The organism is Catalinimonas alkaloidigena (genome assembly GCF_029504655.1).
Lineage (GTDB): Bacteria > Bacteroidota > Bacteroidia > Cytophagales > Cyclobacteriaceae > Catalinimonas > Catalinimonas alkaloidigena.
In genome coordinates this window covers 6,113,836-6,128,536 of the sequence record NZ_JAQFIL010000001.1, presented here as the reverse complement: position 1 = coordinate 6,128,536, position 14,701 = coordinate 6,113,836, and the positions used below count along the sequence as shown (strand labels likewise).

At 40.6% G+C, this 14,701-nt stretch carries 14 protein-coding genes; 6 read left to right on the top strand and 8 right to left on the bottom strand.

The window, feature by feature from the left end; genetic code table 11:
- Position 1: 1 nt before the first annotated feature.
- The 4 genes from lptC to OKW21_RS24800 all read right to left on the bottom strand — a co-directional run bounded on the left by lptC (position 2) and on the right by OKW21_RS24800 (position 4,348).
- Positions 2–544 carry an LPS export ABC transporter periplasmic protein LptC gene (lptC, locus tag OKW21_RS24815; RefSeq protein WP_277484842.1) on the bottom strand — a complete coding sequence of 181 codons (543 nt, stop codon included), beginning with the start codon at positions 542–544 and terminating at the stop codon, positions 2–4.
- 114 nt (positions 545–658) lie between these two features.
- On the bottom strand, positions 659–1,975 hold the full coding sequence (locus OKW21_RS24810) for a tetratricopeptide repeat protein (protein ID WP_277484840.1): 1,317 nt from the start codon (positions 1,973–1,975) through the stop codon (positions 659–661).
- A gap of 353 nt (positions 1,976–2,328) precedes the next feature.
- The gene (bamG, locus tag OKW21_RS24805; protein WP_277484839.1) at positions 2,329–3,591 is read right to left on the bottom strand and encodes a BamG family beta-barrel-assembly machinery protein; all 1,263 of its coding nucleotides are present in this window, start codon (positions 3,589–3,591) and stop codon (positions 2,329–2,331) included.
- A 19-nt stretch (positions 3,592–3,610) separates the two neighbouring features.
- Positions 3,611–4,348 (bottom strand): type III pantothenate kinase, encoded by a 738-nt coding sequence (locus OKW21_RS24800; protein ID WP_277484837.1) that lies wholly within the window; start codon positions 4,346–4,348, stop codon positions 3,611–3,613.
- A gap of 166 nt (positions 4,349–4,514) precedes the next feature.
- Here OKW21_RS24800 and OKW21_RS24795 point away from each other — a divergent pair, with 166 nt between their 5' ends.
- Complete coding sequence (locus OKW21_RS24795; RefSeq protein WP_277484835.1) at positions 4,515–6,047, top strand: sodium:proton antiporter; 1,533 nt, start codon at positions 4,515–4,517, stop codon at positions 6,045–6,047.
- Positions 6,048–6,052: 5 nt separating this feature from the next.
- Here the strand turns inward: OKW21_RS24795 and recF are convergent, their stop codons facing one another.
- Positions 6,053–7,165, bottom strand: coding sequence for a DNA replication/repair protein RecF (recF, locus tag OKW21_RS24790; protein WP_277484833.1), 1,113 nt, complete (start codon positions 7,163–7,165; stop codon positions 6,053–6,055).
- 193 nt (positions 7,166–7,358) lie between these two features.
- Between recF and pdhA the strand changes: the two genes are divergently transcribed.
- The 5 genes from pdhA to OKW21_RS24765 all read left to right on the top strand — a co-directional run bounded on the left by pdhA (position 7,359) and on the right by OKW21_RS24765 (position 11,596).
- Positions 7,359–8,321: a pyruvate dehydrogenase (acetyl-transferring) E1 component subunit alpha gene (gene pdhA / locus OKW21_RS24785; RefSeq protein ID WP_420870144.1), complete on the top strand. Its 963-nt coding sequence runs from the start codon at positions 7,359–7,361 to the stop codon at positions 8,319–8,321.
- A 105-nt stretch (positions 8,322–8,426) separates the two neighbouring features.
- Complete coding sequence (locus OKW21_RS24780; RefSeq protein ID WP_277484830.1) at positions 8,427–9,173, top strand: tetratricopeptide repeat protein; 747 nt, start codon at positions 8,427–8,429, stop codon at positions 9,171–9,173.
- 107 nt (positions 9,174–9,280) lie between these two features.
- On the top strand, positions 9,281–9,757 hold the full coding sequence (gene ribH / locus OKW21_RS24775) for a 6,7-dimethyl-8-ribityllumazine synthase (RefSeq protein WP_277484828.1): 477 nt from the start codon (positions 9,281–9,283) through the stop codon (positions 9,755–9,757).
- Between the two features lie 54 nt (positions 9,758–9,811).
- Positions 9,812–11,140, top strand: coding sequence for an aspartate kinase (locus tag OKW21_RS24770; RefSeq protein ID WP_277484826.1), 1,329 nt, complete (start codon positions 9,812–9,814; stop codon positions 11,138–11,140).
- Positions 11,141–11,272: 132 nt separating this feature from the next.
- Complete coding sequence (locus OKW21_RS24765; RefSeq protein ID WP_277484825.1) at positions 11,273–11,596, top strand: DciA family protein; 324 nt, start codon at positions 11,273–11,275, stop codon at positions 11,594–11,596.
- A gap of 48 nt (positions 11,597–11,644) precedes the next feature.
- Here OKW21_RS24765 and OKW21_RS24760 read toward each other — a convergent pair whose 3' ends face one another.
- From OKW21_RS24760 to OKW21_RS24750, 3 genes are read right to left on the bottom strand one after another with little or no spacing between them, the layout of a single operon-like run.
- On the bottom strand, positions 11,645–12,103 hold the full coding sequence (locus tag OKW21_RS24760) for an ATP-binding protein (RefSeq protein WP_277484818.1): 459 nt from the start codon (positions 12,101–12,103) through the stop codon (positions 11,645–11,647).
- Complete coding sequence (locus OKW21_RS24755; protein WP_277484814.1) at positions 12,100–12,441, bottom strand: STAS domain-containing protein; 342 nt, start codon at positions 12,439–12,441, stop codon at positions 12,100–12,102. Before OKW21_RS24755 ends, OKW21_RS24760 begins: the two co-directional genes overlap by 4 nt.
- Before the next feature lie 44 nt (positions 12,442–12,485).
- Positions 12,486–14,576 carry a GAF domain-containing SpoIIE family protein phosphatase gene (locus OKW21_RS24750; RefSeq protein ID WP_277484811.1) on the bottom strand — a complete coding sequence of 697 codons (2,091 nt, stop codon included), beginning with the start codon at positions 14,574–14,576 and terminating at the stop codon, positions 12,486–12,488.
- Positions 14,577–14,701: the final 125 nt, after the last annotated feature.

Genomic DNA, 14,701 nt, shown 5'->3' with positions numbered 1-14,701 from the left:
TTTATTCTATTGGTGTTTGTTCATTGAGGGGCAGGGTCCCCTTTGGCTTCAGGATTTGCCAATCAGTAAAAGATTCATCTGAAGTAAGTCCTTCGCCCATTAATACATCGCCATTAGTGATAATCTCCACATAACGATCAGTATAGATTTCGTTTTTATTAGGTTCCCAGTGTAGTACTTCAGTCTCAAGTCTTTCGTTGGATTTATAATTCTGTACTACTACATCACCGGTAGCAGTATACTTGTTTTCCTGCTTGTTGAAGTAACCGTGGTTAGCTTTAATGGAGGCCTCTTTAGTTTCATCTTTTTCAAAAAACTCAATAAAGATACCCTCTGGAAATTCACGATCCTGATTCTCAAACTCCCATTGACGGTCTGCTGTGAGCCTGACAATGACAATAGCAGAGTCACTATGCAGTAGCTCCACATCTGTCGCTTCCATCACCGGACCGTCATACCCTTTGAAGTCATCAGGGCTTTGGCCATCATCCGAGCAGGCAACACACACACAAAAAAGGCCCAATATAATTGCTCTTCTTAACATTTCACTTATTCATACTTTTCAATAGTATACCATTTTTTATGCTGAATAGTTGTATGAAAAAAAGCCATCCCCTCAAAAGAGAGAATGGCTATTGAAGGAATATTTTATAGGATTTTAATCTCTGGTCTGTATGCTTACGCTTTCGCCAATCCAGCAGCCTACGCTTATAGAGTCTCCCACTTTATAATTGTACGTAAAAACTTCTTCTTTAGATGGAAACTGGGCTTTAGCCTGAGCCATACCAGAAGAGTTTCCGGCTTTCTTGTACATATCGTAAGCAGCCAGGAATACGGCACGGTCTTTTACCATATCTTCACCGCGTTTGCACTGGTCATAGCTTGAGAAATACATATTACCCACCATATTGTAAGCTTTTTCCGCTTCTTCAGAACTTAATGATGCAGCCTGAAGAGCATTATTACGGGCACCAGACTTATTTCCCTCTTTAAGGGCGATAGATGCAAGGTCCATATAGATTTCAGCCTTCTGAGCATCGTCAGTAGACAACTCCAGCGACTTATTAAACCATTCCTTGGCAGCTTCAGTATCTTCATTTTGTAACTTACGAGAAGCAATAGTCTTAGCTAATCCGGCATTAGGTTCTTTATTAAAAGTAGCTTCAGCTGCCTGGGTAAAGAACGGCATGTCGGTACAGGAAGAAGAGAGTGAAAGCGCGATGATCTTTTTGGCTAAGTCCAGGTCATCAGGATTTGCTTCCAGTTTAGGTACCATTTTCTCCTGAATATAATCACAGCTTACAGTGACAGTAGCAGTAAAGATCGCATCTATTTTTTCCTGCTGATCTTTGTATTTTTCAGCATTACGGCCACTTTCAATATTAGCCTGGTTGATGGCACTAAGCTTGTCATATATTTCAATTACCTGCTCAGCTTCAAACTTACCACGCTCATATTGCACCTTTGCTATGTTCATAAAAGGGGTAACATTGTAATAAGCTAGCTTATCCCCAGAAACCTCGAGTGCTTTGTTGTAAACATCATAAAGCTGGTCATAGTTGCTTTTATCACTATACATGAGTTTCATGGAAGTACTGGCCTTACGGTTCATGACATTGACCTCATCACCGAAGTGCTCAATACGCTGATCATACATGCTAAGAGTTTTGTCTACATATTCCTGCTTTTTTTGAGGGTCTTTAGTTTTAAGTGCTAGCTCTTCATATATATCAGCTCCATTAATATAGATAGAACTGTTAAGGTTGGGAGCATTTTCAAATAACCAATTCAATGGGGGGAGGGCAGCTTCATAATTCTTCGCCTTCTTCATGTCGGTATATAACACGACTTTTTCTTGCGCAGTTGCCTTGTCCTCAGGCCAATTCCATCCATCTTGAGCATTTGCTATTGTAGCAAACATCGTGAACAGAAGGCAGGCCGACCAGAATGATTTTTGATTCAGCATAAAATTCATGATTCCTTCTTTATTGGTGAATAGATTAATTTTAACATGCTAAGCCATTAATAAATCTATCAATGCTTAAACCCTAAACAAAAATGTTTATGTATAGTTGCAGCGACTTAATAACTTTAAGGATACAGAATGATAAAACAATCCTAAAAGTTACACGCACTTTATTAATGAAAATACAAAAATAACGCCTAAAGCTTACAAAATCAAAATTAATATTTAACAAATGCCAAAATTCACCTTGGGGATGCCATATGTGGCCTTCCTAAAAGCCAATTTTGAGCTTCTTACTATTGAAAATTATTGAGCAAGTAACTTTTTGCTTATAAAAGACTTGCTAAAAAGCTTAGAACAGCTTAATCGTATTTCCTTCGTATAAACCAACGATCGTTAAAACTGATTCCCAGACCGGCCTTAAAATAATTTTCACGAATCAAATTATTGTCGGTAGTGCCCAGCGTACCTGCCTCAAAGGAGAGGTTAAGACTGGATAAGTTGCTCATAGGAAGCGTAAAGCCGAAGGTAATCCCCATGTTAGTGATTTGTGTATCATTCACGTTAAATGGGGTTACATTATAACGGAAGCCTGCGCGATAAGCCACTCTTTTAAAATAGTTGTTTACTGAGTTGATATCGGGGATAATCTGACCACCTACAGCCAGAGTGTAAGCGTTTAGCATACCATCATTGGTGCGAGGACTATTGTTATCGTCTGCATCTGACTGATATGCTCCAAAATCTTCCCAATCCTGCATTGTAAAATCTACGCCTACCATGTACTTGAAGGCTTTGTCCAATGCAAGCCCAACGCCTAGTTTTCTAGGCAGTATTACATTGCCTTCCTGGTCATTTACAATGGTATCACTACTTACCAACTGGTTGTTATTCAGTTGACGGTTCTCAAAATTGATATTTCGTACAGCATTTAAAGAGGATTCAGGCTGGTACACTACGCCCAGGTTCAGACTAGTATTATTGCCGGTCTTGAGCGAATAATGCAGTGCGGGCTCTATAGTTACTCCTTTGTAAAATATGTTATCGCTGTAAGTAGTGACCAGATTCAGGTCATCGCCGGTAACAGGAAGGATGCTTAAATTTTCATCAATAGCTCCGAAGAGGTAGGAGGCTTTAATTCCTAGCGCCAAGCCCTTAAAAACTCTGATACCATGAGAGAAATGAATCTGGCTTAACCCACCGCTCCCTTCCTGAGTAAGGTTGGCTACTTCGTCATTGCTGGTAACAATACGGGACTCTTGTATCATGTAATCAACATTGGAATAAGGGGATAAGCCTATGCTTATAGACCAGCGGTTGTTGACAATAGGGAAAGCAAAAATTCCATAAGCTAAACCTCCACCTATATTAGTAGCAGACTCTCCATCTTTGGACATACTTTTGTACTCTACCTGGAATGCGGCGTCAAAAGCACTGAGGCTATTTTGGTAAAGCAAAGCAGGGTTGACATTATTGATGTGCAAACCAGAACCAGTGGCTATGCCCAGGCCTGCCATTCCGGAGTTATGCATCAGAGAGGGGCCATTCAGACTTCCCAGTCCCTGTGAAGAATAAGGAGTTCTGTCTGTTTGAGCAAAAGTGATACCCGCACTAAGCAGTATCAAAAGGCATGCATATGAAATTTTATGATACATTATGTTCTAAAATTCTGTTGAGTCCAATCAAAATAAGTTCAGGCACAATAGTAATATTATGAGCAGTACGAATCCCTTGATTCAACAAGATCGCATCCCCTCCACAGATTACAACCTGCAAATCTCCGAATTTGTCCCCATACATCCGAATCATTTGGGTTATTTCTGCTATTGTACCATGTAACACACCACTTTGGAGTGCTGAAAGGGTACTGTCTCCTGCCAGAGGAACTTCTTTTATTTCTTTATGTAATATATCAACTAACGGTAAGCGGGAAGTAAAATTATGCATGGCTTTCGCCCGCATTTGTATACCCGGTGAAATGCTGCCTCCCCAATAGTTTTTTTGAGCATCAACAATGTCATATGTGATGCAGGTACCCGCATCTATGGCTAAAGCATTTTGATCTGGAAATAATGATAAACTTCCGGCTACTGCTGCAATTCGGTCTGTGCCAAGTGTATTGGGCGTTTGATAGTGATTATGAAAAGGCAGGGGCGTAGAAGCATTAAGCAGAAAGTAATGTGAGTGTCTGGCTACTTTTTCCTCTAAATCTGCCAGCTTTCCGGCTACAGATGATATCATAAGGGCATCATAGTTTCCCTGACAGATAAGCTGATATGCCTCATCTGCATTCAACTGAGGAAAGGTTTGTTGCACCTGTCCGTTTACAAATAAGCCTGCTTTTGCAAAAGAATTACCGATATCTACAACTAAATTCTTCAAAAATATTTGTGGTTTATCGAATTTAAATTCAAAAACTTTACGATTATACTATCTTTGCTCATATCAGTTTTAAGTTTAAAGCTTAAAATTGTAAAATGACATCATCAAAGCTTATGTTTTCTGAATACTATTAGCTTTGACTACATACACAAACTAACCATTCTAGATGAGCAAGGGCGCGTATACTCTTTTGATTTTTCTTATCCTTACGTTATTTTCAATCTCCTCTCTCAGGGCTAATCCTGTATCTGATACTTTTTTCTCAAGCCATGAAAACTCGTATGCAACAGCAGCATATGATATCCAGCAGGATCATGGTGCGGGAGATGAGCAAGAGCATGTTTCTGCTGAAGAAGAGCATCACGAAAGTGCTCCCGGCTGGACGGTCATCCCCTTTGTGGTGCTATTATTGATGATTGCTACCGGTCCGCTTTTCTATGAACATTTCTGGCATAAGAACTATCCCATTGTTGCGGTCCTGCTGGCAGTTATTGTGGTGTCTTATTACCTCTTTGTGCTGCACAATCAGCATGAACCGGTGCACGCTCTGGCAGAATATGTGCAATTTATTGCTCTGCTGTCGTCACTCTATATTGCTTCAGGGGGGATACTGATCAAAGTAGATAAAAAAGCTACGCCCCTGGCCAATTCAATCTTGCTTATTATCGGATCAATTATCGCTAACCTGATAGGAACCACCGGGGCATCCATGTTATTGATACGCCCTTTTATTCGTCTCAACAAAAACAGGATAAAAGCCTACCATATCGTGTTTTTCATATTTATGGTAAGTAATGTAGGAGGTGCATTAACACCCATAGGTGACCCTCCGCTCTTCTTAGGTTTTTTGAGAGGGGTGCCGTTTTTCTGGACACTGGAGCACAATTTGATGGAATGGGCGGTTACATTATTAATTGTAGTCATCATATTTTTCGTTGTGGATAGCAGAAACAAGCCGGAGAATGGCCTGGAGGAAGAGCAGGTTACTTATACCAATAAAATTTCGTTAGTAGGTACGCGTAACTTTTTGTGGTTGGGCATAGTCGTTATCGCAGTTTTTATAGACCCCAACAAATTAGATTTTGTGCCCGGCATAGAATACGACGGTGCTACATTCTCTTTTGTGAGAGAAATTATCATGTTTTCTGTAGCTTATCTATCCTTTCGTTTTGCCAGTAAAGAAGCACTCAAAGGAAATGATTTCAACTTTGAGCCTATAAGAGAAGTAGCGTTTATCTTCGTTGGCATTTTCGGAACGATGATGCCCGCCCTTGAGCTGGTCGGTGATTTTGCCCGCTCAGAAGCAGGAGCGGCACTGATTACTCATAATACGCTTTATTGGGGTACTGGACTACTTTCCGGTTTTCTGGACAATGCGCCTACCTACTTAAACTTTCTGGCAGCAGCTATGGCTTCGCAGGGAGCCAGTATTAGCGATGCTAGCGAGGTAGTGGCTTTTGCCCAGGGTGAATATGCGAATAGTGTACTCAGACTTACCGCTATTTCGGTAGCATCAGTATTTTTTGGTGCCATGACCTATATCGGCAATGGGCCTAACTTTATGGTGAAATCCATTGCTGAGCAGATTGGCATCAAAATGCCATCATTCTTTGGGTATATCATTCGTTTTTCATTGCCTATCTTGCTCCCGGCTTTAGTGCTGGTCTGGTTAATATTTTTCGCTTTTATCCCGGCCTAGCCAGATTACATACTATCTACCTGCGTTACTTGCCCCTGATAAATGGTAAATACTTTTTTGTCAGCTTTTATGGGATCAAAAATCTGATAAGTGCGCTCTGGGCGGGCATCTGTGACGAAAAGCTGTCCAAAAGACTGAGCAGCTACCATTTCGCTGAGCTTGCCAATGCGAAAATCGTCCAACTTGTCAAAGACATCATCCAGCAGAAGGATGGGCTTGGTTTTCACTTCTTCCTTGATAATATCAAACTGGCTTAACTTTAGCGAGATGACAAAAGACTTCTGCTGCCCCTGAGAGCCGTATTTTTTGACCGGAAAGCCATTAATCTCAAAAAGAAAATCATCCTTGTGTATCCCTTGTGTGGTACGCTGAGCAAGCAGGTCTCTGCGGTAATTTTTATAAAACTGCTTTTTGAATTGCGGGTTCTCAAAGTCGGATTGATACGTAATCTCTACCTCTTCTTTCTGTCCGGAGAGGTTATTGTAATGCTTGATAAAGGTTGGAAAAAACTGGTTTATGAATTTTTTGCGGTAATTATGAATTCGCTCACCGCTATCTAACAACTGATCGCTATATGAGTCGAGTAAGTCATTATCATAGTAATTTTGTTCGGCAAACTGCTTGAGAAGGGAGTTCCGCTGTTTTAAGGTGTGGTTATAGCGAAGTAGGTGATCCAGATAGTCACCATTGATCTGAGAAATGATGCCATCATAAAACTTTCTACGTATTTCGCTGCCTCCTTTAATAATATCAGTATCATCAGGGGTAATGAGTACTACCGGAAACAGCCCGATGTGCTCGCTGAGTTTTTCGTAAGGAATACGGCTATTTTTATACTGTTTTTTTTGCCCGTTTTGTAAGCTAAACTGTACGTTATACTTTTCGTCCTGTTTATGGAATAAACCCTTGAGCATAAAAAAAGGGGCTTCATGGCGTATATTTTGTGCCTCGGTACTGCTAAATGCACTTTTAGTCAATGACAAATAATAGATAGCATCCAGCAAGTTGGTTTTTCCGCTGCCATTTTCTCCTACCAGGCAATTGATCTGTTTAGAGAAGCTCAGCGTAAGTTCCTCATAGTTCTTGAAGTTGAGCAAACTTATATTTTCAAGCCACATTAGTTCGTTGTTGAATGTTTTTGTGTTATTTTGCGAGGGTAAAACAGTAGCACAGCCTATGTGTTTACTTCCAAGAAGAACTCCATTATTTAATTATTAAAGTATTATGGCAGTAAGTAGTACAAAGGAAAAGTCAAAAACTAAGAAAACATCTTCTAAAGCCAAAAAAACTGAATTTTCTAAAGAAACCTATATGTGGTGGTACGAGATGATGTACCTGTTGAGAAGGTTTGAGGAGAAAGCAGGACAGCAGTACGGCCGTCAAAAAATCAAAGGGTTTTGTCATTTATACATCGGACAGGAAGCCTGTATCGCAGGTGCCGTTTCTGCTTTAAAAGAAGGAGACAAATATATCACTGCATATCGTGACCATGCTCATCCTATTGCGCTCGGTACAGATCCAAAGTACATTATGGCTGAGCTTTTCGGTAAGATTACCGGAGTTTCCAAAGGAAAAGGTGGCTCTATGCACATGTTTGATAAAGAAAACCATTTCTATGGCGGGCATGGTATTGTGGGTGGACAAATTCCATTGGGTGCTGGTTTAGCTTTTGCCGAAAAATATAAAGGTACAGATAACCTTTGCGCTACTTACATGGGTGATGGAGCTACTCGCCAGGGTTCTTTTCATGAAACCCTCAATATGGCTATGACATTCAAGCTACCAGTCATCTTTATTATAGAAAACAATGGCTATGCAATGGGGACCTCGGTTAAGCGTACCAGTAACGTAACAGAACTCTACACATTAGGTGAGTCTTACGATATACCCTCTTTTCCGGTAGATGCCATGAATGTGGAAAGCGTACACCATGCGGTGGCAGAGGCTGCTGAGCGAGCCCGTAAAGGAGACGGACCTACTTTACTTGAATTCAGAACTTACCGCTATAAGGGGCATTCCATCTCTGACCCTGCTAAGTATCGTACCAAAGAAGAACTGGAAGAGTACAAGCAGCAGGACCCCATAGTGCAGTGCATGAACGCTATACTAGAGCATAAATTTGCTACTGAGGATGAACTCAAAGAGATAGAGGATAAAGTGAAAAAACAAGTAGAGGACTGCATAAAATATGCGGATGAGTCTCCTTTTCCTGATCCTGAAGAAGCGCTGAAGGACGTATACGCTCAGGAAAATTATCCCTTCATATTAGATTAATTTCTTTTTAAAATAAAATTTAAAAGAGCTTTGCAAAGAAACGTAAAGCTCTTTTTTTATGTTTAAGAGAAATTAATGTAGATTTGCACCCTTAAATTATATAAGATGGCGAATAGAGTAAAAGGAAACAAGCAGAAGTCGGCTAAGGGTAGTGAAAAGCACGATAACACCGAACTACTGGAAAGTTCTGACGCGCTCAGGGAAACCCTGGTTGATAAAACCGGAACCTTTTTTAAAAACAAGAGGAATCAAAATGTGGCTTTGGGTATAGGTGTTGCTATAGCCCTGGTCATTGCCGGAGTTTTTGGTTATACCTATTATATGGAAAGCCAGAATACAGCTGCACAGGATGAAATGTTCCAGGCTGTATTTTATTTTGAGGCTGATAGCCTGAATCGCGCCCTAAACGGCGATGGTAATAATTATGGTTTCTTGGAGATCATAGACGAGTACGGCGGTACTGAAGCGGCGAACCTTGCTCATTATTATGCGGGGATTGCTTATCTACGTCAGGGAGAATATAATGATGCAATTGATCACCTCAGTGACTTTAGTGCATCTGATATGCTGGTGCAGGCACGTGCTTATGCTTTGCTCGGTGATGCTTATATGGAACTAGAAAATTATGAGGAAGCAGTGAGCCACTATAATAAGGCCGCTGATTATAAGCCTAATCGGTTTTTTACCCCTCAATATTTAGTGAAAGCCGCTTTAGCTTATGAAGCAATGGGAAACTATGCTCAGGCAATTGAAAATTATGACCGTATCATAGAAGAGTTTCCTGAAGCTACGGAATACCAACAGGCGTTAAAACAACAAACCCGGCTACAAGGTCTTGCTTCCGAGCAATAATAAATATACACTGTACCTTACTTGATAAGTAGAGGATAAGGCTGTGCGGTTTCAGGTTGCCGCTTCATGGTCTTATCCTTTTTTTATGAATCTCTATATTGTATTATATGTCTACTGCCCATAAAAACCTAAGTGACCACAAGACTGACCAACTTCCTGATATCTCAACAAAGAAGTTTGCTATTGTAACTGCAGAGTGGAATGAAGAAATCACGGGAGCCATGTATGAGGGCGCGTTTGATACTTTAACAAAGCATGGAGCCCTTGCTTCTAATATTACCAGCAAATGGGTCCCTGGTAGCTTTGAACTATGTCTGGGTGCACAATGGCTGGCTGAGGATGCTGCCGTAGATGCTGTGATCGCCATTGGCTGTGTGATTCAGGGCGAAACACCACACTTTGACTATATATGTCAGGCAGTAGCACAGGGAATTAAAGACATTAATCTTAAATATAATAAACCAGTTATTTTTGGGGTACTCACTACAGATAATTTGGCACAGGCTCAGGACAGGGCAGGAGGTAAGCATGGCAACAAAGGCGATGAAGCAGCCTTTACCGCTATTAAGATGCTCGGGTTCTAGATAAAATAGCAAGCACAAGCACTGTATTTTTTTACATAAATATCCAATTTTACTATGAAAGTTCTCAAGTTTGGAGGTACCTCATTAGGGAGTCCTGAGAGGATGCATGCCGTCGCAGACCTGATCAATAAAGAAGAAGGAAAAAAAATCGTAGTCCTCTCGGCAGTTTCCGGTACTACTAATACCCTGGTGAGTATCGCTACAGCCTTATCAAAACAGGACAATGCTGAAGCAGGTGCAATTATTGAAAAACTCTATGATACGTATCAGGTATACTGCAAGAGCCTTTTACACAATTCGGCTAGCTTTGAAAAGGGGCTTGAAATTGTAGAAAACCATTTTTCTGTGCTGCGCGCTATGGATAAGAGTGACTACAGTGTGGATGTTGAGAAAGAAATACTGGCACAGGGAGAGCTACTTTCAACCAAGCTTTTCGTTACATATCTAGAACAGGAAGGTGTTAATGCCGTGCTTCTTCCCGCCTTGGAATATATGCGTATTAATGATGCTAATGAGCCGGATACCCCTTACATAGCGCAACACCTTAAGCAGTTGCTAAGTCAGTATCCTGAGCAGGAATTGTTCGTAACACAGGGCTACATCTGCCTCAACAGTAACAATCGCATTGACAATCTTCAAAGAGGTGGAAGCGATTATACTGCCTCTTTGGTAGGAGAAGCAGTAAAAGCTACTGAAATTCAGATATGGACGGACATTGATGGCATGCATAATAACGATCCACGGATCGTAAAGCATACCTATCCTATTCCCAGGCTTTCATTTGACGAAGCTGCAGAACTGGCTTATTTCGGGGCTAAAATTTTACACCCTTCCTCCATTCGTCCGGCGCAGCATGCTAATATTCCAGTGAAACTCCTGAATACGATGAAGCCAGACGCTGCCGGCACAATAATTACCGCCGACATTGATCCTGAAAGAGGGTTTACCGCAGTGGCGGCTAAGGATGGAATCACTGCCATTAAAGTAAAGTCCTCACGTATGTTGCTGGCTTATGGCTTTTTGAGGAAAGTCTTTGAGATTTTTGAGAACTATAAAACACCCATCGATCTTATCACAACTTCTGAGGTGGCAGTATCACTGACTATTGATAATAACACCCATTTGTCAGTGATAAAGCAAGAACTTGAAGACTTCGGCGATGTGGAGGTCCATACTGATCATACCATCATTTGTATTGTCGGAAATATGCCTTTTTCTAAAGTAGGAATGCTTAAGCAGGTGCTGGATGCCATGAACGACATTCCAATCCGGATGGTATCTTATGGTGGAAGTAAATTTAACATTTCCCTTTTGATAGACAGTGAATATAAGGCAGAGACACTTACCCGGCTAAATGAAAAAATATTTGGTCAGCAAAGGTAAGCTAAGTCTTTGGTCGGTAGCATCTTAGTAAGCTTCAGTTCTGACAGAGAAATGTTTTTTGCCTACCTAGGTATAGTAATGCTCCCGTATATTTTTAACTTTAGCCTGTAGCAAAATAGAAAATAAGCATAAATGACGTACCAAAGATGGAATAGAGCGCCCTCCGGGCGGAAAGCGGAAACTTCTACAGTAGGCGAGGCTATGCGGGAACTTTTGGATACTTACAAACTAAAAGCTAAATACGAACAGACACAGCTGATCAACTCCTGGGAGAGACTCATGGGGGCTCCTATTGCCAGGCGGACCGACAAGGTTTTTATCAAAGACCGTAAACTTTATGTAAAACTGAGTTCCGCAGCACTTAAGCAGGAGCTAAATATGTCCAAATCTAAGATTCTATCTATTTTTCTTCGGGAGTTTGGGGAAGTAATCGTAGAAGATGTAGTATTCCTCTAAGGAGTTAGATACAATAATGATTTGAAAATAAAGACGCCTGATTTAGAATCAGGCTTTTTTGTTCATAAGAAGTGGAGGCTTAGGAGCAAAGGTGATGCTTTTACGAAGACGATAGATATTGTGGCGTTTTTTGGAGCAGCAGTCAAATTCTATATGATCCATAATTCGCCTGACAAGCATTAGACCAACTCCTCCTTTACGTTTGGTGCCAATAATATCATTAAGGTTAGGCTCCTTATAGTCACAGATATTGAAACCCGCACCTTCATCTCTGATTTCGAAGGTAATTCCTGCACCTTCGTCTACATTAATAATAAGCTCAATGCTCTCATCCGGATTACAATGGTGAGAATGAATCATAAGATTAGCACAAACCTCATCTACTGCCAGTACCAGTTGATGTGCATCAACTTCTGAAAGATTGTAATGACCCAGAATATTGGTTACAAAATCTCTGATACTTTGCAGCTTATCCTTGCAACACGGTACTTTGAAACTGTAATTCATTCGACAAAATCTTTCTTAGCGTCTTCTTCCTTATCAACAATAGTCAGTAATTGATGTAAGCCCAATATCTCAAAAACTTTATACACTTTTTCGTTCATATTAAACAGCACAAGCTTTTTTTCTTTGGCTTCCAACTCTTGGATATATGACATAAAAACACCCAGGCCTGCTGATGAAATATAATGAAGATCTAAGCAATCTACTAAAATCCTTGGACATTCAGCATTTACAGCTTTTTGCATAGCCTCATCCAAATGTATAGACGAGCTAGCATCTACCTCTCCATTTATTTTGATTAAACAGTATTTTTCACCAAAATCAACACTTACATCTACCATAACTATTTAGTTATACGCTAGTTAGCGCGTAATGTTCTTTTACCCTATTTGAACTTAATAATGAGAGCCGTATAGTCATCATCTAAAGCATGACCTTCGCAAAATGCAAAAATATTTTTCAGAAGAGCTTCCTGTATTACTTTCGGATCTTCAGTAGCGTGCTCTCCTAAGAAAAGCTGAAGTCTTTCGTAACCAAACTGCTCATTAGCGGAATTAGCCGCTTCAGTGATACCATCGGTGTATAGCATTACGATATCTCCCGGCGAATAGTTTACCTTTGTTACTTCTATGTATTGATTAAATTTTTCGTTGCGAATTATTCCCAGGCCCAGTCCCTGATTTTCCAGATAAGTGACAGACTGGTTGGTCGCACTGTAATAAAGTGTAGGACAATGCCCTGCTCGTGCAAACTCAATAGTAGACTGAAGGGTATCTACCACAAAGAATGAAGCTGTGATGAACGAAGTTTTCTCCAAACAGCGGCTTAAGGCGCTATTGGCATAGGCAAGAAACTTATCGGGAGAGAGATCAAGCTGAGCCAGACTATGAAATACCCCCTTCATCTGTGCCATATTAAAAGCCGCAGAAGTCCCTTTGCCTGATACATCTCCGATAATGATGATAAACTTGTGTTCATTGATCTGGTAGATGTCATAGTAGTCGCCACCTACCTGATCGGCAGCTTCTGAAAAAGCAGCGATCTCAAAGACCTCATTAGATACGGGTTCCTTCGGAAGAAGGCTCTGATGTACACGGTTCGCAATTTCCAGTTCTTCTTTATAACGTTCATTTTCAATCGTTTCATTGAGAAGCTGGAAGTTCTCTACAGAGATACATGCCTGACTGGCAAAGGTACCAATGATACTTACCATTTCTTTGTTGAAGCCGTCACTTACTTCCTTTAGCACTACGAGGGTGCCAATAGTATTATTCTTAACCACCAAAGGTATCCAAAGTACTGACTTATATTCAGGGAGCTGAAGCAAACGATGTTTTTTACGATGAGAGCGGTAGTCTTTACGCGACAGACGTGGCTTACTAAGCCCTTTGGTTCCGTCGGATTGTAAAGCATCACCTTTTAGTTTTTCCTTTAGTAGAGGAATCTCTTCTTCTTCCACCCCTCTTGTCAACAAAATGTGCTGCTCAAAGTCATCTGTTTCTACCCAGGCTGCATCTGCAAATACAGCCTTTACAGAGCTTTCAAGTAGTATTTCAAAGATCTGGTCTACTTTATAGCCTGCCTGCGTGGACTGGCTCAACCTCTGAAAGTTGATTACCTCCTCCAGCTTTTGCTCAAATACTGATGATGTAGGAAGGTTGAACAATATGACCAACAGGGAGAATATATTGTAAACAAAGGTAAAGCCGAAGAGTGCTAATATAAACGCTACATCCAGTATATTGATGGGAAGGAGTGGGGACTCATACAGATTGTCAAAAGTTTGCCCAAATGAATATAAGTTGTTGAGGAAGAGAACAAGAAAAATACTGATGGCAAGCATGATGATGATGCTCTTCCACTTCTGCTTAAAATCAAGATAAGCTACCCATTTAAGGTTAATAGATAGTACCAGTCCTAGTATCAGGAGTAAGGCAAGAATGATATTGTAGATAATATTGAACTCAACTATCGGGAAAAAATTGAGTATAATGCTGGCTAAAAGCGCATACTCAAACATCTGCCACAATCTTATGAGTCTCTTTGATTTTTGGTATAGTATGAGCTGTTTCCAAACCATAATGGTAGAGGTGAGGAAAGCAGTAACCAGCCCAATATTAATATGGTAAAAAAAAGTTCTGAGGAATATATTTTGTGATAGTCGGCTATCGCCTAGTAAGTTGTAAAATAAGACGATGGTTAGCGCAACAATAGTTGCCAGAAGCCCGGTAGCGAACACCCGCCAGAGCAGGTCAATAAAATTAATCCTCTCTGCTCTTCCTGTTATATACCTGTAGTAGAAAAATAGGGCAATAAAGAATAGGTTGAGCAGCACCAATCGTGTTTCAGCAGGTATGCCTGGCCTGATGTTATTTATATCTGCAAATAACAGCGAGAGGTCGGTGACAACCAGCAGAATCCAACTGATAATACCCAGAAAGAGTGTAAACCGGATGACATTTTTGTGAAAGCGCATGTGGCATTAATAGCGTGGCAAAAAAGCATTTGCTGTACGTAAATCGTACAGCAAACTGCCTGCTAGCACAAAGCTAATATAAATTATGGAATGGAGAAGTTTCGTAATTTGTAAATTACTTTAGC